The organism is Spirosoma aerolatum, from assembly GCF_002056795.1.
In the GTDB taxonomy this organism is placed as follows: Bacteria; Bacteroidota; Bacteroidia; order Cytophagales; family Spirosomataceae; genus Spirosoma; species Spirosoma aerolatum.
This window is the reverse complement of sequence record NZ_CP020104.1, coordinates 6992806-7014715: the sequence shown is the minus strand read 5'-3', so window position 1 is coordinate 7014715 and position 21910 is coordinate 6992806. Positions and strand designations below refer to the sequence as shown.

Here is a 21910-nt window from a genome sequence, read left to right as displayed (position 1 = left end):
TCAATCATTAAAAATGTCTTACTTCCACGATATACAGACCGGGATTCGGACTACGTTGAAAGGCTTGAGTCTTACGCTGAAGCACCTTCGACGAGCGACGAAACGCCGGACGCCTGAAGGAATTGCCAGCGATAATTATTTCGACCTTCAAAATGGGCTGGTTACACTTCAATATCCACACGAGCAGTTACCCATTCCCGATAATGGACGGTATCGACTTCGGAATGAGATCGAGGATTGCATCGTCTGCGATAAATGTGCGAAAGTCTGTCCCGTCGACTGTATTACGATCGATGCTATCAAGGCTACGGAAGAAGTAGGGCGGGCGTCGGATGGCTCCCCCATTCGATTGTATGCTGCTAAATTCGACATCGATATGGCTAAGTGCTGCTATTGCGGCCTTTGCACGGTGGTTTGCCCAACCGAATGCCTGACGATGGACAAAAAGTTCGATTACAGTGAGTTCGAATTGGGCAAGCTTACCTATAACTTCTCGAACTTAACGCCTGAACAGGCCGATGAGAAACGCTCTTTGTACGAGCAGTTCTTACGTGAAAAAGAGGAAGCGAAAGCAGCACAGAAAACGGCAAAACCAACCATTGCTCCTGCATCAGAATCAACGGCTGCGCCTACTACTCCTAAGCGCCCTGTTTTCCGGCCGACAGCCAAACCGGCTGCACCTGCCACTGATAAACCAGCTAACTCAGAAGGGTCATCAATTGAACACCCATTGACAGACGCTAAACCGGAGGAAATGCAACAGATTGCCCAGGGAGGGCTGGAAGCGGCCAAACGTCCGGTGTTCAAACCTACGCAAAAGCCAATAAAGTCAGTTGTAGAGGATGTTGGTGAAGATAAACCGGCTGGCGAGAAATCGGTTGAAGATAAGCCGGTTGTTGTCAAACCGGCGTTCCGGCCAACCATGAAGCCGGGAAAAGCTGAACCAACAAAATCGCTTGAGCCTGATGCCATCGGGCCAGCAAAGTCTGAAGTGGTGACTCCGAAACCAGGTGCAAAGTCTCCCAGTTTCCGACCAACTATGAAACCAACGGTTGCTAAGGCGGTTGAACCAGAGAAACCTGCGTCGGAAACTAATGAGTCGGAGCGTGTGGAGCCTGTTAAACCGAAGCCTGCTGGTTTTCGCCCAACCATGAAGCCCGCCAATCCGGCTAAAACAGCGCCCGATCCAAAACCCGCAGCACAACCTACCGAAGCAGCAAAACCGAAACCTGGATTTCGGCCAACGATGAAGCCAAAACCAACACCGGAAGGAGAAACTAGCGGACGGATAGAGTTGAATGCGAAACCAGAGGCCGCTGAGGAGTATCAACCATCGGAGCCAACAGAAACAAGTCAGGAGGCCCCTAAGCCCAAACCCGCTTTCCGACCGACCATGAAGCCTAAACCCAAATCGGACGAAGGCGAATCGACTAATTAAACCAGCTAATTCAGTGATTCAGGTTGCTTTTTATACGTTTGCTGCGCTTAGTCTCTCGGGAGGGCTGGCGGTGCTGTTTACCCGTAATGTAATTTATGCAGCGTTTTTTTTGCTCCTGACTCTGTTGGGCGTAGCAGGCTTGTTTGTACTGGCAAGTGCCGACTTTCTGGCGATAGCACAGCTTATGATTTATGTTGGGGGGGTATTGGTACTGGTTATTTTTGGAGTAATGCTCACGAATAAAACCGATCCTGCTGCAGACGCGAGTAACCAGCAGCCCAATCGAATTGCTTCCCTGAATCGTTCTACAGGTTGGGTGATTAGTGCCTTAGTGGCCGGAAGTTTATTTGTCGCTCTATTTACGTTGCTGGCAAAGGCAAATTTTGCCTTATTAAATCAGCCGGCTGGGTGGCAGAGCACCGTAAATACCATCGGTCGACAACTCATGACCGAATATGTATTACCGTTTGAAATCGTCGGGATACTGTTGTTAGCCGCTCTGGTAGGAGCAACCTACCTGGCATCGCCATTAGCTAAATCATTTCGAAATGCAGCCCGTTGATAGCCATTTGTTTCTGATTGTCGGTGCCGCCTTGTTCAGCATAGGGCTCGCAGTTGTGCTGCTTAAGCGTCATGCTATTGTGGTACTGATGGGTATAGAATTGATGTTGAATGCCGTCAATATCAATCTGGTAGCCTTTAGCCAATATGATCCCGATCGATTACAGGGACAGATGCTGGCTTTATTTGTGATGGTTATCGCTGCGGCCGAATCGGCCGTTGCCCTGGCTATTGTGTTGCAGGTCTATCGCCATTTCCGAACGGCGCAACTGGATGAGCTTAACGAACTGAAACAGTAACAGACCAGGTAGGGTTCGAAACCGGAAAGGTCTTGCCATATGAATACAGTTTTTGAATCAGTTATCGATGGTATCGTATCCGAAGGGTATGGTATTGCCGATAATTTTCTAACACCCGAAGAAGTTACAACCCTGGCCAGCCGATTGCGTGAGCACAGGGGAGCGGGCCAGTTTCGGGCTGCTGGTATTGGTAATCAGCAGAAAATTGTTCAACATACGATCCGGGGCGACGAAATACTTTGGCTGGATGAAGCGTCGGCTACGCCTGAGGAAACTGCCTTTTTACATCGAATCAACGAGTTTGTAGCGTATGTAAACCAGACTTGTTATTTAGGCTTGCGAGAGTACGAGTTCCATTATGCCGTATATCCACCAGGCGCGTTCTATAAACGGCATCTGGATCGGTTTCGCAGTGATTCGCGTCGGAAATTATCCGTCATTTGCTACCTCAATTCCGATTGGCTGGAAACCGATGGTGGTCAACTGGCAATCTATCTGCCGGAAGCCGAGGGTCAATCCGAGCACCAGATTACGGTTAATCCGTTGGGCGGACGACTGGTATGCTTTGAAAGTGGACGGTTAGAGCATGAAGTGCTTCCGGCTACCCGCGAACGGCTGAGTATAACGGGCTGGTTGAAAACGGGCTAAAAGCTATTTGCATCCCCACCGGATAATAGGGATATTTGCGGCCAATTCTGACCGAATACGGATGCCCATCCATACACCTTTGTCATTATCGTTACTAACTACCGTTCTACTAGGCCTTCCTTTTGTTGGGTTTCTGGCGCTGGCTGTAGCAAGCCGACGGGTAGCTGCGTTGTTAGCTATGCTGGTAACTGGTTTAGGATTGGGTTTATCTATCGTTCTGGCCCTGAATGTGTCAGATCAGCCACTTACGATTCAGGCTGAATGGGCTAACCTGTCGGGTAGGTTGTTTTCGGCCAGCTTCAGGCTTGATTCATTAGCGGCTCTGATGCTTGTCTTGGTACATTTTGTGGCGCTGCTGGTACAGATTTATTCGGTTGCCTATCTCCATGACGAACCCCGGCTCCGGCGTTATTTCGCATACCTACAACTGTTTGTCGGGGCAATGCTGGGGATTGTACTGGCCGGAAACCTGCTGGTGATGTATGCGTTCTGGGAGCTGGTGGGGCTTGCCTCCTATCTGCTCATCGGATTTTATGCCGAACGGCCCGCTGCGTCAAAAGCTGCGAAAAAAGCCTTTTTGATGAACCGCGTTGGCGATGCTGGATTTCTGATCGGTATTTTTCTGACTTATTACTACTTCAGAACGCTCGACTTTTCAGTATTGGATACTGCCGGAGCGGGGGGAACTTTACCTACTGCATTGGGGCTTTGCCTGTTTATGGGCTGTATGGGAAAATCGGCTCAGTTTCCGTTACTGACCTGGCTTCCCGATGCTATGGAAGGGCCTACGCCTGTATCGGCCTTGCTGCATGCCGCCACCATGGTAGCCGCCGGTATTTTCCTGCTTGCCCGGATTCACCCGTTGCTGTCGCCCGATGCGTTGGTCGTAGTTGCCCTTATCGGTACCATCACGACCGTATGGGGTGGGTATTCGGCCCTCTTTCAGACTGATATTAAGAAAGTGCTTGCGTTTTCGACGGTTTCACAATTAGGTCTGATGGTGGCGGCTATGGGAACCGGCAATGTGAGTGGGGCCATGTTCCATTTGCTGACCCATGCCTTTTTTAAAGCTGGACTTTTTTTAAGTGCAGGTGCGGTTATTCATGCCGTTCATACGCAGGATATGCGGCATATGGGTGGGCTGCGCCAAACGCTGCCCATAACCTTCTGGAGTTATACACTCTGTGCTGCAGCGTTGGCCGGTGTTCCATTCCTGTCGGGTTTTCTGTCGAAAGAAGCCATTTTAGGTGGGGCTTTCGATTGGGCGAATCAACAGACTAGCGGGCTTGCCAGTATGATCCCCATAATACTGCTCTTATCGTCAGGGCTGACCATGTTATATATGGCCAGGCAATGGCGACTTGTTTTCTTCGGGAACTACCGGAACAAACATAGTTCATTAGACCAAACGCATGAACCTGCCTGGCTCATGCGTGGACCAATAGTAGTGTTAGCGATTTTATCGCTTGGGGTTTGGTTTTCGGTAAACCCGCTTTCGGTGCATGGGAGCTGGTTTTTCAAAATCATATCCGCAACTTCAAGAAGCCATTTTTGGTGGTTGGCCCCCGTTTCAGTTGGTCTGGTTGCTATGGGAGGCTGGGCTGGATTTCGTATGAGTACTCCTCGGGCTGATACATTGGCTGTTCGGCTCTCACTTGAATATGGCTTTTTAGATAGACTGTTTCAGTATCTGGTAATAACCCCAACACACAAACTGGCAAACCTGCTGAATCGGACGGATAGGCGTCTGGTCGATGGGACGGTGAATAACCTGGGCGTTGCAATGGTTGTACTGGCTTATATAACGCGTGCAATTGATCGTCTGGTGATCGATGGTATCGTAAATGGTATTGCCTGGGCCGCCAGTTTATCAGGGCAACTAACACGATCTATACAGAATGGCCGGGTACAGTCTTATATTACAGTGGCTGTGGTTGGTTTGGTATTGGTTCTTTGGTGGATGTTTTACTAGTGGGGGCTATAGAGAATGTGTCCCTGACAACTTATGATTCTTTCGTTACTTATTTTCCTGCCATTACTTGGCGCTCTGGTAATAGCGTTGCTGCCTGAGAGTCAGGTGATTCAGTTTCGCTGGATTGCCTTTGTAATTACACTGGCCGAAGTCATGCTATCGGTGGTAGCGTATCAGGAGTTCAACCAGACAAGTGCCGGTTACCAACTGGTAGAACAAGCTGACTGGATTACCCTGCCGCTTGGTAATCTGGGCATTGTATCGATTGATTATCTGCTTGGCATCGATGGCATTAGTCTGCCGTTGGTGATTCTGTCGGCGGTAGTCATGTTGAGCGGTGTAGTGTCGTCCTGGACAATGACGCATCGACTGAGAGCCTATTACTCCCTGTATTTGCTCCTTACGGGCACCATCATGGGCTGTTTTTTGGCACTGGACTTCTTTCTCTTTTTTCTGTTTTTTGAGTTCATGCTCCTGCCGATGTATTTCCTGATTGGTCTTTGGGGAGGGCCACGGCGAGAATATGCATCCATCAAGTTTTTTCTGTATACCCTGTTTGGCTCGCTACTGATTTTGCTGGTTATGATTGCATTGTCGTTGTCGGTTATGGACCCAGTAAGTACGGCCATAACGGCTGGGCTTATTACAGATTCATCGGCCATTACGAATGAGCTAATTCAAAGCGTTCAGATAGCATTGCAGAGCGGTCAGTTAAATTCTTCACAGATCGTTCATACGTTCGATATGCACTATCTGGCCGACGGGGATAACTATCTGCCAAATGCGTTACTGAATCCTGCCTCTCAATTGATTGTTTGGGGCTTTTCGGTAAGGCAACTGGCTTTTTGGGCAATTTTTATCGGGTTTGCCATTAAGCTACCCATCGTTCCTGTGCATACCTGGTTGCCTGATGCGCACGTAGAGGCACCTACGCCCGTATCGGTTGTGTTGGCAGGGGTCTTGCTCAAAATTGGTGGATACGGGTTCCTGCGAATTGCCTGGGACTTCTTTCCCGATGGAGCGACCAATTATGCGCAGATTTTAGCTGGCCTGGGCGTATTATCGATTGTATACGGAGGGCTTAACGCGTTGGCACAGGCCGACCTCAAGAAAATGATTGCCTACTCATCGGTATCGCACATGGGGTTTGTGTTACTGGGTATAGCCTCGCTAACAGCCGAAGGAATCAATGGCGCCATTTATCAGATGGTAAGCCATGGGGTGTTATCAGCCATGCTGTTTCTGATTGCAGGTGTCATTTATGATCGCACCCACGATCGCCGAATCGATTCGTATCGTGGACTGATGAAGCCTATGCCTCGTTACACCACTCTAACCGCCATCGCCTTTTTTGCTTCATTAGGATTACCAGGATTCTCGGGTTTTGTGGGTGAATTATTCACGCTTATGGGAAGTTTCCAGTCCCGATGGCTGGCAGGCTGGCTTACTATTGTGGCTACAACGGGTGTGTTGCTGGCGGCTGCTTATTTTCTCTGGACGTTGCAGCGTATGTTCTTTGGGCCATACTGGTCTCGCTATGAGGCTACAACGGTGCTGACGGATCTGTCTGCCCGCGAAAAATTAATGCTGATTCCGCTGGCGGTTCTGGCACTCCTGTTGGGCTTATTCCCCAACCTTATTTTCAACCTGACCAATGCTACCGTAGGGCAGTGGCTGCTGAAATTCTCGGTAGAGTAGAAACTGAACCGTTCGTTAAGCAGGTAAACGACCGATCAGTAAGGCTTAAGGGCGACCTTTGGCACGATACCACTATAAATTTTGTTAACTTTATAGTGACGAATTGTTGATTGTATACATTTCACCAATGGCCATGGATTGTAAATTTATTGAGAAGGCGACGGGGGCTATGGCCGACAAATCCCGACTGTCAATCCTGATCGAGCTGGCCAAAAAAGAAACGCTGACCAATGCCGAAGTAATGGAATTGGTGGGGCTTTCGCAGCCTTGCGTTTCGCATCATATTAAGCAGTTGATCGACAGCGGATTAGTGAGTTCGTCGAAAGATGGTCGTAACATACATCTCCGTTTAAACAAAGAAGCGATTCAACAATTGACGATTTTTCTGGATGGATTAAGCTAAAAATTTTAATCAATACATCCAAACTTTTGAATATATGGATGTGTTAGGGCAGAGAGGATTTAAGAAAACCCACTCTAGTCTTATCACTAAAAAGCAGTCAGACAATGGCACAGAAACTGTTCTCAGAAGCTAAACTTGGTACATTAACCCTTCAGAATCACGTAGTGATGGCTCCTATGACCCGTAGCCGAGCGTTGGGAAATATTCCAAATGATATGATCGCCGAATATTATGCACAACGCGCTACGGCAGGTTTGATCATCACCGAAGGAACAGCTCCTTCGCCCAATGGGTTAGGTTATGCTCGCATACCAGGTATTTACAATGCTGAACAGGTAGAAGGGTGGAAGAAAGTAACTGCAGCGGTTCATGATAAAGGAAGCCGAATTTTTGTCCAACTGATGCACACTGGACGAATTTCGCATCTGGCTAATATGCCTTCAGGAGCTGAGGTTGTAGCCCCTTCGGCTATTGCTGCGGCCGGTAGTATCTGGACGGATACCGAAGGGCTGGTGCCAAATGCAACCCCGCGCGAAATGACCAGTGAAGATGTTCAGTCGGCCATTCAGGAGTTTGCCCAGGCAGCTAAGAATGCTGTAGAAGCAGGCTTTGATGGGATCGAACTGCATGGGGCCAATGGCTATCTGATCGAACAGTTTCTGAGCGCCCGTAGCAACCAGCGTACCGACGAATATGGAGGCCCTGTTGAAAACCGGGCTCGGTTTGTTCTCGATGTTGCAGCCGCAGCGATAGCAGCGATTGGTGCCGACCGAGTAGGGGTACGATTATCGCCTTTCGGAGCTGCCGGTGATTTGATGCCTCATGCCGAGGATACGCACGATCTGTATGTTTACCTGGCTCATAAACTACAGGAACTGGGGGTCGTGTACATACACCTGGTAGATCACTCATCTCAGGGTGCTCCAGCAGTGCCACAGGAAACGGTGGATGCTATTCGGGCGGCTTTCAAGGGAACACTGATTCTGTGTGGTAATTACGATACGGAGCGGGCCGAAGCTGATCTGGAAAGTGGTAGAGCTGATCTGATCGCTTTCGGGCGTCCATTCATTGCTAATCCTGACCTTGTCGAACGCTTGCAAACGGGTGCCGAATTGGCTCAATTTGATGCGTCAACATTTTTTGCGCCCGGTCCTAAAGGCTTCGAGCAAGGCTTTATCGATTATCCGGCGCTTGCAGAAGCACAGGTCTAATCAGCGTCATACATCTTTATACGGAAAGCGCTCTAAAGTGATAGAGCGCTTTCTGATTATTGACCATAACTTCGTCGTCGTATAAACTGCCAGACAACGCCTACAAGACTTAAAAGGGCTAAAGGTCCTAACAGGTTAAGGGCCTGCCAGCCGGTTCGGGTTGAATCGACCCGAATTTTGTCGAGCGGGCGGAGGGTAACAACCCGGTTGCGGGCCGCAATAACCCCGTTGGGATCAATTAGATAATCAATCGCATTCAGGGCGAAATCCTTATTGGCAAATGTAGTACGTGTATATCGGTCGAAACCGAGTGGATAGGGCGTTTGCCGTTTATAATCGACATCATTAACGATTAAATCCCCATCCGAGCAAACCAGTATGCGCGAGGCTATCCCTTCCGCCTTGAAACCCGCAGCACGTGGATCGCCGGGTAAAATCCGATTGGCATACAATGATTGGAAATTGCCCTCGAGCAGGCAGCCTACAATCTGGGGTCCGTCGGTGTAGGTTGCCGGATCAGGTTGCTGACGGGCTTCGTTGTATGAAATTAAAGCAGGTGTTTTCAGTAGCTTCGTATATTCCGATGTCAGCAATAAAGGCGTTTTCTGAATACCTGCCGACCGAACCGTGTCAATTGTACTAACAAACCGACCGAGTACAGCATCCAGATTGCGGACAATTGGATTGTTCGAGATGCCGAAGTTGTTAAGCATCGGATAAAATCGCCACGGCACTAGCTGAATATTCGGTTTATCGCCCATATTACCCACGTTGAATGGGATAGGAGCGCAATACATATCTTTAACAACATCCCGATTCATTCGGATGCCCCATCGGAAGAACAAATCATCGAGATTGAGGCTAAGCGGCTGTGCATACGTACCTTCGTTGCTAACACTATCGACCCGCTGCCCATCGACAAAAAATAAGGCCCGGCCACCCTTTACCACGAACTGATCGAGTTTGAAAATTTCGTCGTCCGAAAACGCTTTGTCAGGTTTTGTAACCAACAGGAGATCGACATTCTCGACTGGCCCCGGTTTAGTCATATCGACAAAAAACAGATCGTAATTTTCCTGCACAGAAGCCAGCAGGTCTGAGAAGCGAGAGGGAGGCACCTGCGTATGCCCAAATACCAGACCAACTCGTTTTCGATTTTCTTTGGTCTGGCTTAGCTTCCGAATGGCGGATGCCAACTGAAATTCGACGCCTTCATACGATTGGTTCAGTTGTTCCTGCGGTGAAGCTGTTTTATTTCCTTTCAGGAGCTGAACAGCAACTTCCTGACCTTTGTAGGAAACAATAGCACCGGGAAAGATCAGCTTTTCGGTACGCTTTCCACCTTCATTGTCAAACAAATTCGTGGGGAGAAGGCCCTTTTGCTGGAGCTTGTCAATCAGTTTATTTTTGGCATCGGGGGCTGTAATGTCGTCGGGGTTAATAAACCGATACGTAACCGTTTTAGCCGCTTCTGCCTGAAAACCATCCAATGTTTCCCGAACGGCATTCTCGAGTCGTTTAAAACCTGGCGGCAAATCGCCCGTAAGGTATACATCGACATGGACATCATCGGGTAGGTTCGCCAGCAGATTTTGAGTAGCCTCGGAAAGGGTAAAGCGTTTTTCCTGCGTCAGATCGATTCGAAAAAACACAAACGCCGAAAGAATATTAACGGCGAGTAGAGCAGCAATTATAAGAAGCGTACGTAAGAGTGCAGAGTGCATACGGGACTATAACGAAAGAACGCCGTGCCTTGTATACATAGTTTACAGGATTCGGTATGGGCTGGTAAGAACGGACTAGGGAACGGTCAATTCAATCGCTGTTCGGGAATACGGGTTAGATTAATGGTTTTAGCATCATCCAGTGCCGCCTGAGGAGAGTCGATTTTATCAGGATCCATACCCAGTTCTTTCATAATCCGATACTGGCGGGCTTCAATGTAGGTTAATCGCGCTATAAGTTGGCTCATGCGGGTCTCCTGTTCATCCTGCCGGGCAAGCAGATAAGCCGTTTTTTCTTCCAGTTCGTTCAGGCGTTGTTTGTCACGGTCGGTCATGTATAACAGTCAGAAAGAGTTACACTTGCAAGATAATAAATTTTGGTCTCCTGTACACAAAAACACTGGATCAACGCAAGGCTTACCGACCATAGAAACCTCCATTGTCATAGAAGCTCCGACGACGGCTTAATTTTAACTCCTGGAGAATGGACGATCGTGCCCGCAGGTCGAACGAATAGTTGCCCGATCGGAAGTTATTTCCCGAATAGGGCGTCCAGTTAAACGCCATTTCCCAGCAGTGCAGGTCGCGGTTGATACCAATAGTCGTCAGGGTTGGGCTGTGGAACTGGAAGTCATATCCTGTCTGGATAGTAATTTTCCATTTTGGCGTCAGGCTCAGGTCACCGGTTAAAGTGAGTGCCTGTACCACCTGCGAGAGTTGCGGGGTTAACTTGGTCAGACCGAAGGTATAACTCACGTTCATCGACCAGGGGATGTTGAAATCGACGTACAGTTCGGGGTTGTTATTAATCGCTTTGAGGGTTGCTTCCGACGCATTCGGGCTGGATTTCGGTTTATCTGCCTGCTTCGGAGCAAAGCGGGCACTCACGTATGCCTGTAAGTTTGTAAGCCGCAGTAGACCCTGCCCAGCCTGAAATGCGTATAGGTTCGGAACGCGAGTGTATTGCTGATCGACATACGGCTCCTGCAACGATTGGAGCGAAGGCGAATACGAGAGGGGAGTTATTGGACTGGTCGTAGTGGCAAAATAATAAGCTGCTGTGCCACCGTAGGCTCGATAGGCGTACGGATCGAAAGTTGATGAAAAGTTGAAGCTGATGTTTTTGAAAATCTGCGTGTTGGCACTAACGGCAATAGGCGATAGCTTATAGTCGGGAGCCAGGAGGTTATAACTGCCGTTGATACTTAGGTTATCGAAAATCGGAATCTTCTTAAAGTCTTGCCCCGACGAATCACTGCGTGTACGAACTTTCATTTCCAACTGGTTCACAATGCCGAAGTTAATGAAGGCCGATTGCGTACTGGAAGCACTGGTACTTCCACCATCGATACCCCGGAAAACTGAAATGGTTCTTCGGTAGAGCGGCAAATTTGCCAGCGCTCCGCGAGCTTCCAGAACGAAAAACTGCCCATACTTCGGGTTGGTAAAGTCAGGTACATAACTAAACGAAATAGAAGGCGCTACGGTATGTCGTATTGCCTCAACACGTTTGCCACGGATAAAAAACGTTCCGTAGAAGCGCGTGTTCATACTAGCATTGATAGAGAAATTATAGGACGGAAAAAAGCCCGGTACAGTATCAATTTTCACATCGTTATGGGTGGCATTGTACCCTGGATCCAGTTTTAGTTTCTTGGTATAGATGTTCCCTTGCAGCGAGAAACCTGGTGTCAGGTTGATGTACCGCAACAGCTTTACGTTGGGAAGTGAAATGGGGATACTATACTGAGCCTGTAGCGTTCGATTCCGCCAGATCCGGTCCAGGTTGGGGAGGCTGAAAGCAATCAGGTTCGGGTCGGCCGTAACAATGCCTAAGCGAAGGTTGTTTGCCCGTGTGATACTATCCTGAATGCGCTGTACTGTACTAATCGTAGTCAGATTTGTAACAACGGGGAAGCCCAAACCTGTTGTGTCGATCTGCCGACGAATGGTATTGCTTACGCCAATCGATCCACTTACATCCAGGCCTACCCGGAAGCTTTCGTACCAACGACCTGAACCGCCTTTCAGCGCAAATGGCGAGATTTGATTGATACCAAAATTGAAGCTGGACGAGACATCGGTCTTTCCATTTTCCCGAACGCCCGTTTGCTGGTTTACCTGCCCAAACTGCTGGTTTACCCGTATGTTGGCACCTGCTCGTGCATACTGCCCAAAACTACGGCTATACTGAACCGACGAACCGGCTACGTTGGAGATATACGATTGCGTATTGTAGGAGTTGAACTGGTTGTAGCTGTTACTGCTGACGTTAACGTTGGCCGAGAAGCTTCCCCGTCCGCGTGGTACCGGTGAGTGTGACCAGGTAAAGGAAAAGTCGTTGCGTGGGCTTTGCGTCGTATCGACCCGGTCGCCGGAGCGGTTGCGATTGAATTGCAGGTTCACACTGCCGCTGAATCGATAGCGTTTATTGTAGGCCGACGATACGCCCAGCCCCCAGCTTCCGCGTGAATAAATCTGTCCTTTGAATTGCAACCCCAGGTTTTCGCTGACAGCCCAATAATAACCGCCGTCGCGTAAGTAAAATCCACGTCCGTTGGGTTCTTCACCGTATTGAGGAACAATGAGCCCCGACACACCGATCTCTTTGCGTTTGGGAAATGGGAAAAAACCGAATGGCAATCCGATGGGCAGCGGAATCTGATTGATAACCAAATTGAAAGGCCCTGCCACCACCTGCTTGTTGTGGATAACCTTGAGTTTACTGGCATTGATATGAAAGTGCGGAACCGCCAGATTACAGGTTGTATAGATCGCTTTACCAATGTAGAGGTTATCCTCAGCATCTTTTTTGACCGTTGTTCCCCGAATATTGCCTTCACCCTGTTGAGTTACCACTCCCTGAATTCGTCCTTTTTGGGATTTGAAGTTGTATCGTATTTCTTTGGTATCGTACTTGCCTTCACCATCCTGAAAAATAGGCCTTCCAATCGTTTTTTTGGTCGTTGAATCGTAGCGTCCTCGGGCATATACCTCATTGGTCAGGTAGTTCAGACGGATGTAATCGGCTTTCAGTGAAATATCACCATATATGACGCTGGCGTCCCCAAATAATTCAACGGTTTGGCCATCGGCAGCATAAATAGTTGAATCTTTGGCTTGGTATTTGACCGTAGTTTTAAAATCATCTGTACCTTTTGTGGTATCGACTTTGGCCGTATCGTTTGCTGTAACTTGCAATGAATCAGTGCTATTGCTCGTTGTAGACTGTGGTCGAACTGTGTTGGGTGACACAACACCTGGCCTGGTCTTGTTGGGTACTCGCTGAGCGGGTACCGTGGCTGGGGGAATACTACCTTTTGCGGGTAGTTGAGGCAGCGTTTTTTGTTGCCCCAGCGCCGTAAACGCCCAGAGTAGCCAGAAGAGACAGACGGTCATCTGTATCCATATCGGTCGTTTATGCAGGGGCCGCAAAATAAAGTCTCTGTTTTTCAGGTTTATTAAAAAAATTATATTTGCCATTAGACCGTTAAGTCTATGGTTTACAAAGGTATCCACGAACAGTTATCCTACTATCGCTTTGAAACGTTTTTGGCTGTTAAAAATTATTAAACCCATGAGCCTTCCTGCTCCCGGAATAATGACAACTTTGGTCTTCGCCATCGTACCATTACTGGCGATGACCAGTCCAGATTCGTTACCCTTCGACCTCACCCAGGATTCCATACAGCAGGTAGGTTCGCAGGATAAGGAAGCCACGCAGGAGAATGACGCCCCTAATCAGCTCCGAACCATCGTTCTGGATGCTGGTCATGGTGGTAAAGACCCTGGTACGCATGGCCGCTACGCCAAGGAGAAAACGATTAACCTGGAACTGGTTCTCTTACTAGGTCGCAAAATTAAGGAGAAGCACCCAAACGTTCGGGTCATTTATACGCGAACTTCGGACCATTTCGTCGAATTGTTGGAGCGCGGAGCTATTGCCAACCGCAACCGGGCCGATTTATTCATCTCGATTCACTGCAATGCCAGCCCATCGAGTAGTCGGGTATATGGCACTGAAACGTACACACTTGGGCTGCACCGTACCCAAAGCAACCTTGATGTCGCCCGTCGGGAAAATGCGGTTATCTTACAGGAAAAGAACTATCAACAGACCTACAAAGGCTTTGATCCGAACTCACCACTGGCTACCATCATGCTGGCCAATTATCAGCATGCCTTCATTGCCAGCAGCATCAGTTTTGCTGAAAAGCTGGAGAAAAGCTTTCATTTTAATGCCAATCGGAAGAGTAATGGCGTCAAGCAGGCCGGTTTTATCGTACTCTGGAAAACAACCATGCCCAGCGTTTTGATCGAGAGTGGTTACCTGACCAACCGTGACGAAGAAGATTACCTGCGTTCGGAAGAGGGGCAGGAAGAAATGGCGGATGCTATTTATAAAGCTTTTGCCCGGTATAAGGAAGAAATTGAAGCGGGTGAGTGACTTGGCTAAGTAGTACGCTTACGTTCAATCAATTCTCGTATCAAGTTAGTCCACTGCTTCACTAAATTCGCCCGACTGTGGGACAAACGCCCCCAAAAGTTGGTTATACATCCAACCAGTCTGGTTAGGACTGCCCATAACTGGGTTGTTCACCTTCACGCAACACATGAAAATTTCACAGGAAGTAAAGGTAGGCTTGTTGGCTGTTGTCTCGCTGCTGATGTTCTACTACGGATTTCGCTTTTTGAAAGGCTCTGATTTCTTTTCCTCAACGAATAAGTATCAGGTCATTTATGATAATATCGATGGGCTGGTGCCCTCAAACCCGGTTCGAATCAATGGCTTGTCAGTAGGTCGGGTAAAGAGCATAGAAATTTTACAGAACCAGGGTAACAAACTGCTGGTAACGCTGGAGTTAAATAAAACAATTCGGGTTACGCAGGGGTCTAAAGCAGTTCTGGACGACGATGGGCTGCTAGGCGGCAAATTGATTAAGCTGAGTATCGACCCGAAAGGGGCTACGCTGGAAGATGGGGGTATGCTGGTAGCGACAAAAGAGTCGGGCTTATCAGCACTAATTCGGGAAAAAACACTGCCTGTTCTGAACAATGTTGATTCGCTGACTTTTCAGCTCAATCGGGTTGTTGCTCAGTTCGACCAGACAGGGGTTATGCTTAAACAAACTCTTCAGAGTGCGAACGCTGGTGTGAAAACGCTCGACCTCACTATCGCTGAAAATCGGGCTGGTTTGAAAGCTACGCTGGCCAATGTAAGCCATTTGTCGGCCTCACTTGTTGAGACGGAGAAAATGCTTAAGCCCATACTTTCCAAAGCTGATACCTTTGCCGATTCGCTTCAGGGCCTGCAATTGAAACAAACGCTGTTGACGGTTAACAAAACGGTCGATAACCTGCAGAAGATTCTGGCCGATGTTAACAACGGACGGGGTTCGTTGGGTAAACTCACCTCAGACGAACAGCTCTATCGGAACGTGAACGCTACGGCCGCTAGTCTGGAAAAGCTCCTGACCGACCTGCGCGAACACCCTAAACGGTATGTTCAGTTTTCACTTTTTGGTAAGAAAGAGCAACCCTATACGTCTCCAACACCCGCAGCCAGCACAACCATCACCACCGTGATCCCGGCCGATTCGACGAAGAAGTAAAAGCCCGAAATGGCGGTTGATTTTGGATCGCTAAACCCGTATCTTAGGAAGCTAAAACTCGTCGGAATATGGTAGTAGCCGAAAAACGAATAATCAGCCAGGAAGAGTACCTGACCCATGAACGGCAGGCACTTGAGAAAAGCGAGTTTTTCAACGGCGAACTTATCCCTATGGCCGGTGCAACCTTTAATCACAATCGCATTAACGAAAATTTATCGATTATTATAGGAGCCTTTCTTGAAAAAGCTTCCTGTCAGTCATTTTCGTCGGATATGCGTGTTCACCTCCCGGCAACGGGCCTGTATGCCTATCCTGATATCGTCATTGTATGCGGAGAGCCTGAACTCTTGCCAGATGGATTTGACAACCTGTTGAATCCAGTTGTATTGATTGAGGTGATGTCGGAAGGAACGGAAGATTATGACCGAGGACGGAAGTTTCTACGTTATCGGAGCATACCCACATTTCAGGAGTATATTCTTATCGACTCGCAACAGGTAGCTGTAGAGGCCTGGCGTAAAAATGATCTTGGGCAATGGACGCTGGCTGAACAATCTACCAGCCTGTCTGGCGAATTTTCTATTCAAACGATTAAGCTGTCGATTTCGTTGGCGAGCGTATATGCCCGGACAATAGGGTTGGTTACTGCTAAACCCGTTTAAATGTCTTTCTCAAAAATAGTTTTGTCCCATTTTCGGAAGTCGTAGTATTTGCCTTTGGGCTCACCAGTCCAGCCATTAATACCTTTCTTCTGTGGCAGATAATACCCATGGACGTATAGAAACGGGATTATAAAAGATCCCAGAACACTCATCGCCACCGTTCTTCCGAAGTAGGTTGAGAGGACCATTACGATCAATAGTGTAAGAATATACTTGCCTAACCTTCGCCATTTGGGTGTTCGTTCTTCAAATTGGTCAAACAATATATTGCCTACCGCATAAATAGCACTTACAACGGCTATTTCAAACCAGATCGAGTCTGTTTGCCACATAACGTTTAGGTTTATAACTAGTCGGTAATTTCGTCTTTTTCTCGTCTCGGTCACAGACAATTGTTCGGAGATGCAATGAGAAGTGCCCAATGCTACGTTATTCGCGATAGAATCCCGATGTTTGTCCAGCAAAAATCCCGATAAACGTTTATGCAAACCCTTCTTGACGAACTCGCTCAACGCACCGCTCAAACCCAACTGGGGGGTGGTCTGAAGAAAATAGAAGACCAGCACCAGAAAGGAAAACTAACGGCCCGCGAGCGCATCGACTACCTGACCGATTCAGATAAACCGTTTGTTGAAATCGGGCTATTTACCGGCGATGGTATGTATGCCGAACATGGTGGATGTCCGTCGGGAGGAGTGGTAGTGGGTATAGGCTATGTTTCGGGGCGTCAGTGTGTTATTGTCGCCAACGATGCGACTGTAAAAGCAGGCGCCTGGTTTCCGATTACGGCCAAGAAAAACCTTCGGGCACAGGAAATCGCGATGGAAAACAGGTTACCGATTATTTACCTGGTCGATAGTGCGGGGGTGTACTTGCCCTTACAAAATGAGGTATTTGCGGATAAGGAACACTTCGGCCGGACTTTCCGGAATAATGCGCACCTGTCGGCTATGGGCATTTTTCAGGTGGCGGCTATCATGGGTAGTTGTGTAGCGGGTGGTGCCTATCTGCCTATTATGTCCGATGAGGCTCTGATTGTAGAAGGGACAGGCTCTATTTTTCTGGCGGGGCCTTATCTGGTTAAAGCCTCTATAGGCGAAGATGTCGATGCCGAAACCCTGGGCGGAGCCACTACGCAGACTGACATTTCGGGTGTGGTCGATAATAAGTACCCTGATGATAAAAGCTGCCTGGATGCCATCAAGCGAATGTTCGATAAATTGGGCCACCACGAATCGGCTGGGTTTGATCGCGTTGAGCCCGCTGCTCCCGCTAAAAATCCAGAAGAGATTTACCAGATTCTGCCTGTTGATCGGGTTAAACCCTATGATATGCAGGAAATTGTGGATAGACTTGTGGATAACTCTGCTTTCGATGCATATAAACCCGGCTACGGCCAGTCGTTGCTATGTGGTTATGCTCGAATCGATGGCTGGGCGGTTGGTATTGTGGCGAATCAGCGAAAGGTGGTAAAGGCCAAAGGCCGGACAGGTCAGGCAGGGGAGATGCAGATGGGCGGAGTCATCTATGGCGATGCCGCCGATAAAGCCGCCCGGTTTATTATGAACTGCAATCAGAAGCGAATACCGCTGGTATTTCTACAGGATGTTTCGGGCTTTATGGTGGGTAGCCGGGCCGAACAGGGCGGGATTATTAAAGACGGTGCCAAAATGGTGAGTGCTATGGCCAATTCGGTCGTCCCGAAGTTTACGGTTGTGGTCGGGAATAGTTATGGAGCGGGCAATTATGCCATGTGTGGTAAAGCCTACGACCCCCGGCTGATGCTAGCCTGGCCTACCGCGCAGATGGCCGTTATGAGTGGCGCTTCGGCAGCCAAAACATTGCTTCAGATCCAGGTAGCGGCCCAGAAAGCCAAGGGCCAGCCCATGACCTCTGAGGAAGAACAGGCCCAACTGACTAAAATTATGGATCAGTATAATGCCCAGCTCTCGCCCTACTACGCAGCCGCCCGACTTTGGGTCGATGCAGTTATCGATCCATTACAAACCCGTGAACTTATTTCGGAAGGCATTACAGCCGCCAACCATGCACCCATCACAAAACCTTTTTCGGTAGGCGTGATTCAAACATAAAAGCAGACGCAAGCACAGGGGATTCAGAGAATCTTAGAAAATTGTTAAATAACCGTAGTTATAAGTGATTTAATTTTGCAGGGGTTGTATGTTTATAGGGAATATCCTCACAGAGCCTCTATTCAGTATAGCATGTTAACCGAACCAACGTCGTGTGTCTCTCGATTGCTTAACGGCACTCATCTTCATAATGTCGAATTAAGGCAACTTCGGGAAATACATGATCACAGGGGGGCTTTTACAGAAACGTTTGCTGACCATTGGGGCCTGGCCATTTCGCCAACACAGTGGAGCATGATTCGTTCGGAAGCGAATGTACTTCGGGGGCTACATATTCACCAACGGCATGGTGAATACTTTTGTCTGATTCAGGGGCATTGTCTGGTGGGCTTATACGATATCCGATCCGAGTCGCCAACGTATCGTCAGTACGCTCTTTATGAGCTATTCGGAGCAGATCTGAAAGCGCTTGTATTTCAGGCTGGTGTCCTTCATGGCTGGTATTTTTATACCGCTTCCATCCATCTGCAGGCAGTATCGGAATCGTATAACAAGTATGCACACGACGATAACCTCGGATGTCGCTGGGATGATCCAGCTCTGGCTATTCCCTGGGGTATATCTAATCCAATTTTATCGGATCGGGCAGCCAACTTTCCTCCGCTGTCGACTTTGTTTGATCAGTTAGCCACCAGCGAAGTTTGTTCATAAACCAACGGGGCAATTCAGAAATGCGCCGTCCGCGAACCAGAAACCAACTTTCCTTAAACTGATTGCGCTCATAGATCAAATTGATAAAGGCCTGATTCATAGCTGACTGAAGCCGTTCGGGATTCTGCCGAATGGTGTCCCAGCGAGCTAATTCCTCGTAGCGCTGAGCTGTTGGCCAACCTGGATGGTTATTTCGTTTAAAATACAACAACGTTGGCTGCCAGACCATTGCTACCCGGCAGTTGGGGTGAGCCAATAGCTGATCCCACATGTAGAGGTCAGTAGCCTGATTGGAAGGTGTCGTTCGCCAGCCATAAGGGAGCTGCCGGTAAAAGTCGAGCCGATGGGCGGTTGCCGAAAGAATACCTCTGGCCCTTTGGCGTGGAGAACTGGGCAGGTAGGGTAGAAGGAGTTGCTGATTCCGTCTTACGAAATAATAATTTGTGGTTGCCAGTGTTGCTTCCTGTAGAACGCTAGATAACGCATCGAGGTGGTTAGGTAGCCACAAATCGCGGTCACAAATATAGGCGACAAAGAATCCCTGCGCCTGTTGAAGCGCCTGATGCCGATATACCTCACCACGGCGTTCATGCTTTGGGTGATCAAAAAAACGAATACGATTGTCCTGAGCCATCAGGTGTTTAATCACGGATCGGGTTGGCTCATCGACACCGTCGCCAATGATAAATAACTCAAATGCCTGTAGGGTTTGCTGTTGAATACTACGGATGCAGAGAGGCAAAAGTAGCCCTCGGTCGGCAGTGGTTGGCAAAATGATTGTGGCCTGAATAGCCTGGCTCATAACTGTCGTTGAAAGAGGATACGCAATCAGGCTAACTGTTCAATCGCATCGATCAGACGCACAATGTCAATGCCTTCTGCTAAAGGACTAAGTGGGGGCGGTCCCCCACGAAGGTACTCAATAAAGGCAGCCAGTTCCAACTCGAGCGGGGGAGTGGAGTCAAAAAAGAGCTGCTCATACTGACGTTCGGCCAAGGATGTATGATCGTTGCCATACCAGACATCAATCGCGTTTGTTTGCTCATTGGCCAGCACAGCAACACCCTGCGTACCCTGAAGTCGTACCTCCCGGCGTTTGTCAGCGTACCGGGTCGATACATCAATAATACAGCCTGGATCGTTGCCGAGGATGGTCGTTAAACTGCGTATATATGCTCCATGCCGTTCTGCAACTGCCGCTTTAGGAGTTGGTATATATCCCAGAATCTGCTGAATAATAGTTAAGTCGTGAGGAGCCAGCGTCCACAGGCTATCTGCATCAAGGCGTGGACTAGTCCAGTTAGTTCGGCTTGTTCTGAGCATTAAAAGGCGCCCAAGTTTACCAGAGCGTTGAAGATCACCCAGCAATCGAATACCGGGATGATAACGCCAAATATGCATCAAAAAAGTAGGGGGTAGCGCTAACCTGCCAATAGCCAGCGCATCGGCGTAAGAGGTGGCTAACGGTTTTTCAACAAATATGGGCTTGTCGAAAAACCGTATTTGCTCGAGCACGGCCCGATGAGTTGTGGCTGGCGTTGCCACGATGAGCCCCCTCACCTGCTTTAATAAATCGAGTTGCGATGTAGCGTTGATAGCTCCTAACTGTAGCGCCTGACCACAGTGTTCAGGATTTATATCGTAGACAATTACTCGCACCGACAGCTTTAGCAATGTCGTTAAAATCTTGCGGCCCCAAAGCCCACAGCCGATTAAACCAATATCCATTGCCCGGAGAAAACTACCTAAGATCGTTGAGCGCGTATAGGAACAGACAGCTACTTCTGCGCCCGGGTGGCCTTTACTTCATCGGTGGTGATGGCGTCGGCTTTATTACCGAAACTGCTTCGGATGTAGGTCAGTACATCGGCGATTTGGGTGTCGGTCAGAAAATCGTGGGCGGGCATAGCATTATCGTACGCGTCGCCTTCCACTTCCTGGCCTTGTAATCCTTTCAGTACCACATTAATGAGCCGGGTTTTATCACCCAAAACCCAATCGGTACCACGCAGTGGAGGATTTAGGTTTGGTACTCCCGAACCATTCGCCTGATGACAAGTCAGGCAATTTTGTTCGTAGACAACCTGGCCGGGCGATTTGGTAACGGTAGCCGACGGTTTACCACTGGGTTTTACCGAGGCTTTTTTCGTAGGGTTTTGAGCCAGCGCGAACGAGTGAACAACGGCAAGAGCAGCTAGCAGACTGAACAGCGAAATTCTATTTATTTTCTCCATTTCAGGGTATTGAGTAGATGGATAATGTCTTTCCGAATGTATTGAATGACAGGCTGTAACGAGTCGTTTTCGGTGGCCGTATTGAAGTATAAAGCTCCCCGTAGAAAGTGTGTCGTGGAATCGGTCGTAACAAACTGTACCTGACTCGGCACATCGCCCGTCAAGTCAATTACACTGGCTTCCAGGCCCGATTTCAATCGCATTTTTTTCTGCTCAATGGCATATGCTTTTATGTTGTGACGGGCTGCCAGTTTATACGAGTCTTCGAGCATGGCCCTCAGCCGATTCACATCATTGTAAATCGGTTTATAGGTCAGCTGGATGCTGGCGTGAAACATCGGGTAATGGATAAAAATCCAGTGTGGTTCGGACCGGGCGAAGGTATCGGGTAGCAGTCGGGCCACTTTGTTATACTCAAACTGATACGGGTGAACAGGATCGATCAGCTTATACTGCTGCGGAGGTAAATCCAGTCTTGGAAAACCTTTGGGTTTGGGTACGTAATTATCTGACGAGCTACCACCACAGGCAGCCAGCACAAGGCCAATAAGAATAATACAGGGCTTTATCACGTTCATAGTTTTCGTCATGCTAACGAAGGTGTTTCAGCAACGGCCGCCCGGTTTCGTCAGGATGACAAATTT

General features: G+C 48.6%; 21 protein-coding genes. 13 read left to right on the top strand and 8 right to left on the bottom strand.

Translation table 11 applies throughout. The features are described 5' to 3' along the window. The first annotated feature begins 13 nt into the window (after positions 1–13). The 8 genes from B5M13_RS29240 (at position 14) to B5M13_RS29205 (ending at position 8230) form a co-directional block, all read left to right on the top strand. Positions 14–1438: a 4Fe-4S dicluster domain-containing protein gene (locus tag B5M13_RS29240; RefSeq protein WP_080059034.1), complete on the top strand. Its 1425-nt coding sequence runs from the start codon at positions 14–16 to the stop codon at positions 1436–1438. Between the two features lie 13 nt (positions 1439–1451). After that, positions 1452–2000 (top strand): NADH-quinone oxidoreductase subunit J family protein, encoded by a 549-nt coding sequence (locus B5M13_RS29235; RefSeq protein ID WP_080059033.1) that lies wholly within the window; start codon positions 1452–1454, stop codon positions 1998–2000. Beyond that, entirely contained in the window at positions 1987–2298 is a 312-nt protein-coding gene (gene nuoK, locus B5M13_RS29230) for an NADH-quinone oxidoreductase subunit NuoK (RefSeq protein ID WP_080059032.1), read from the top strand. The genes B5M13_RS29235 and nuoK overlap by 14 nt, the downstream gene beginning before the upstream one ends. Before the next feature lie 39 nt (positions 2299–2337). After that, positions 2338–2946 carry a 2OG-Fe(II) oxygenase gene (locus B5M13_RS29225; protein WP_080059031.1) on the top strand — a complete coding sequence of 203 codons (609 nt, stop codon included), beginning with the start codon at positions 2338–2340 and terminating at the stop codon, positions 2944–2946. A 61-nt stretch (positions 2947–3007) separates the two neighbouring features. Then, positions 3008–4918: an NADH-quinone oxidoreductase subunit 5 family protein gene (locus tag B5M13_RS29220; protein WP_080059030.1), complete on the top strand. Its 1911-nt coding sequence runs from the start codon at positions 3008–3010 to the stop codon at positions 4916–4918. A 33-nt stretch (positions 4919–4951) separates the two neighbouring features. Then, positions 4952–6616: a complex I subunit 4 family protein gene (locus B5M13_RS29215; RefSeq protein WP_080059029.1), complete on the top strand. Its 1665-nt coding sequence runs from the start codon at positions 4952–4954 to the stop codon at positions 6614–6616. A gap of 133 nt (positions 6617–6749) precedes the next feature. Next, positions 6750–7019 (top strand): ArsR/SmtB family transcription factor, encoded by a 270-nt coding sequence (locus B5M13_RS29210; protein ID WP_317046959.1) that lies wholly within the window; start codon positions 6750–6752, stop codon positions 7017–7019. 104 nt (positions 7020–7123) lie between these two features. Beyond that, positions 7124–8230, top strand: coding sequence for an alkene reductase (locus B5M13_RS29205; RefSeq protein WP_080059027.1), 1107 nt, complete (start codon positions 7124–7126; stop codon positions 8228–8230). Between the two features lie 56 nt (positions 8231–8286). Here B5M13_RS29205 and gldG read toward each other — a convergent pair whose 3' ends face one another. The 3 genes from gldG to B5M13_RS29190 form a co-directional block, all read right to left on the bottom strand. Further along, positions 8287–9954 (bottom strand): gliding motility-associated ABC transporter substrate-binding protein GldG, encoded by a 1668-nt coding sequence (gene gldG / locus B5M13_RS29200; RefSeq protein WP_080059026.1) that lies wholly within the window; start codon positions 9952–9954, stop codon positions 8287–8289. Between the two features lie 86 nt (positions 9955–10040). Continuing rightward, positions 10041–10289, bottom strand: coding sequence for a hypothetical protein (locus B5M13_RS29195; protein ID WP_080059025.1), 249 nt, complete (start codon positions 10287–10289; stop codon positions 10041–10043). Positions 10290–10371: 82 nt separating this feature from the next. Further along, on the bottom strand, positions 10372–13353 hold the full coding sequence (locus tag B5M13_RS29190; RefSeq protein WP_080059024.1) for a putative LPS assembly protein LptD: 2982 nt from the start codon (positions 13351–13353) through the stop codon (positions 10372–10374). Between the two features lie 202 nt (positions 13354–13555). On the opposite strand from B5M13_RS29190, the gene B5M13_RS29185 reads away from it, so the two are divergent. From B5M13_RS29185 to B5M13_RS29175, 3 genes are all read left to right on the top strand, one after another. Then, positions 13556–14401 carry an N-acetylmuramoyl-L-alanine amidase family protein gene (locus B5M13_RS29185; RefSeq protein WP_080059023.1) on the top strand — a complete coding sequence of 282 codons (846 nt, stop codon included), beginning with the start codon at positions 13556–13558 and terminating at the stop codon, positions 14399–14401. Positions 14402–14567: 166 nt separating this feature from the next. Continuing rightward, a complete protein-coding gene (locus B5M13_RS29180) occupies positions 14568–15566 on the top strand; it encodes an MlaD family protein (RefSeq protein WP_080059022.1) in 999 nt (332 codons plus the stop codon). A gap of 68 nt (positions 15567–15634) precedes the next feature. Next, complete coding sequence (locus B5M13_RS29175) at positions 15635–16228, top strand: Uma2 family endonuclease (protein WP_080059021.1); 594 nt, start codon at positions 15635–15637, stop codon at positions 16226–16228. On the opposite strand, the gene B5M13_RS29170 is transcribed toward B5M13_RS29175, so the two are convergent. Further along, entirely contained in the window at positions 16225–16560 is a 336-nt protein-coding gene (locus B5M13_RS29170) for a hypothetical protein (RefSeq protein WP_080059020.1), read from the bottom strand. The genes B5M13_RS29175 and B5M13_RS29170 overlap by 4 nt on opposite strands. Before the next feature lie 150 nt (positions 16561–16710). Here B5M13_RS29170 and B5M13_RS29165 point away from each other — a divergent pair, with 150 nt between their 5' ends. Continuing rightward, on the top strand, positions 16711–18321 hold the full coding sequence (locus B5M13_RS29165) for an acyl-CoA carboxylase subunit beta (protein ID WP_080059019.1): 1611 nt from the start codon (positions 16711–16713) through the stop codon (positions 18319–18321). Between the two features lie 132 nt (positions 18322–18453). Then, the gene (locus B5M13_RS29160; protein ID WP_080059018.1) at positions 18454–19032 is read left to right on the top strand and encodes a dTDP-4-dehydrorhamnose 3,5-epimerase family protein; all 579 of its coding nucleotides are present in this window, start codon (positions 18454–18456) and stop codon (positions 19030–19032) included. On the opposite strand, the gene B5M13_RS29155 is transcribed toward B5M13_RS29160, so the two are convergent. Genes B5M13_RS29155 through gldD form a run of 4 tightly spaced genes read right to left on the bottom strand, consistent with a single transcriptional unit; the run spans position 18944 to position 21844 of the window. Continuing rightward, positions 18944–19834, bottom strand: coding sequence for a glycosyltransferase family 2 protein (locus tag B5M13_RS29155; RefSeq protein ID WP_080059017.1), 891 nt, complete (start codon positions 19832–19834; stop codon positions 18944–18946). The genes B5M13_RS29160 and B5M13_RS29155 overlap by 89 nt on opposite strands. 26 nt (positions 19835–19860) lie before the next feature. Beyond that, positions 19861–20760 (bottom strand): Gfo/Idh/MocA family protein, encoded by a 900-nt coding sequence (locus tag B5M13_RS29150; RefSeq protein ID WP_080059016.1) that lies wholly within the window; start codon positions 20758–20760, stop codon positions 19861–19863. Between the two features lie 50 nt (positions 20761–20810). Beyond that, complete coding sequence (locus B5M13_RS29145) at positions 20811–21266, bottom strand: c-type cytochrome (RefSeq protein ID WP_080059015.1); 456 nt, start codon at positions 21264–21266, stop codon at positions 20811–20813. Beyond that, positions 21254–21844: a gliding motility lipoprotein GldD gene (gene gldD / locus B5M13_RS29140; RefSeq protein WP_245859540.1), complete on the bottom strand. Its 591-nt coding sequence runs from the start codon at positions 21842–21844 to the stop codon at positions 21254–21256. Before gldD ends, B5M13_RS29145 begins: the two co-directional genes overlap by 13 nt. Positions 21845–21910 lie beyond the last annotated feature (66 nt).

Coding starts and splice junctions, on each gene's coding strand:
- B5M13_RS29180 (WP_080059022.1), top strand. CDS start 14,568: ATGAAAATTTCACAGGAAGTAAAGGTAGGCTTGTTGGCTGTTGTCTCG.
- B5M13_RS29155 (WP_080059017.1), bottom strand. CDS start 19,834: ATGAGCCAGGCTATTCAGGCCACAATCATTTTGCCAACCACTGCCGAC.
- gldG (WP_080059026.1), bottom strand. CDS start 9,954: ATGCACTCTGCACTCTTACGTACGCTTCTTATAATTGCTGCTCTACTC.
- B5M13_RS29185 (WP_080059023.1), top strand. CDS start 13,556: ATGACAACTTTGGTCTTCGCCATCGTACCATTACTGGCGATGACCAGT.
- B5M13_RS29240 (WP_080059034.1), top strand. CDS start 14: ATGTCTTACTTCCACGATATACAGACCGGGATTCGGACTACGTTGAAA.
- B5M13_RS29170 (WP_080059020.1), bottom strand. CDS start 16,560: ATGTGGCAAACAGACTCGATCTGGTTTGAAATAGCCGTTGTAAGTGCT.
- B5M13_RS29205 (WP_080059027.1), top strand. CDS start 7,124: ATGGCACAGAAACTGTTCTCAGAAGCTAAACTTGGTACATTAACCCTT.
- B5M13_RS29190 (WP_080059024.1), bottom strand. CDS start 13,353: ATGACCGTCTGTCTCTTCTGGCTACTCTGGGCGTTTACGGCGCTGGGG.
- B5M13_RS29165 (WP_080059019.1), top strand. CDS start 16,711: ATGCAAACCCTTCTTGACGAACTCGCTCAACGCACCGCTCAAACCCAA.
- B5M13_RS29225 (WP_080059031.1), top strand. CDS start 2,338: ATGAATACAGTTTTTGAATCAGTTATCGATGGTATCGTATCCGAAGGG.
- B5M13_RS29220 (WP_080059030.1), top strand. CDS start 3,008: ATGCCCATCCATACACCTTTGTCATTATCGTTACTAACTACCGTTCTA.
- B5M13_RS29145 (WP_080059015.1), bottom strand. CDS start 21,266: ATGGAGAAAATAAATAGAATTTCGCTGTTCAGTCTGCTAGCTGCTCTT.
- B5M13_RS29175 (WP_080059021.1), top strand. CDS start 15,635: ATGGTAGTAGCCGAAAAACGAATAATCAGCCAGGAAGAGTACCTGACC.
- B5M13_RS29195 (WP_080059025.1), bottom strand. CDS start 10,289: ATGACCGACCGTGACAAACAACGCCTGAACGAACTGGAAGAAAAAACG.
- B5M13_RS29210 (WP_317046959.1), top strand. CDS start 6,750: ATGGATTGTAAATTTATTGAGAAGGCGACGGGGGCTATGGCCGACAAA.
- B5M13_RS29215 (WP_080059029.1), top strand. CDS start 4,952: ATGATTCTTTCGTTACTTATTTTCCTGCCATTACTTGGCGCTCTGGTA.
- nuoK (WP_080059032.1), top strand. CDS start 1,987: ATGCAGCCCGTTGATAGCCATTTGTTTCTGATTGTCGGTGCCGCCTTG.
- B5M13_RS29150 (WP_080059016.1), bottom strand. CDS start 20,760: ATGGATATTGGTTTAATCGGCTGTGGGCTTTGGGGCCGCAAGATTTTA.
- B5M13_RS29160 (WP_080059018.1), top strand. CDS start 18,454: ATGTTAACCGAACCAACGTCGTGTGTCTCTCGATTGCTTAACGGCACT.
- gldD (WP_245859540.1), bottom strand. CDS start 21,844: ATGAACGTGATAAAGCCCTGTATTATTCTTATTGGCCTTGTGCTGGCT.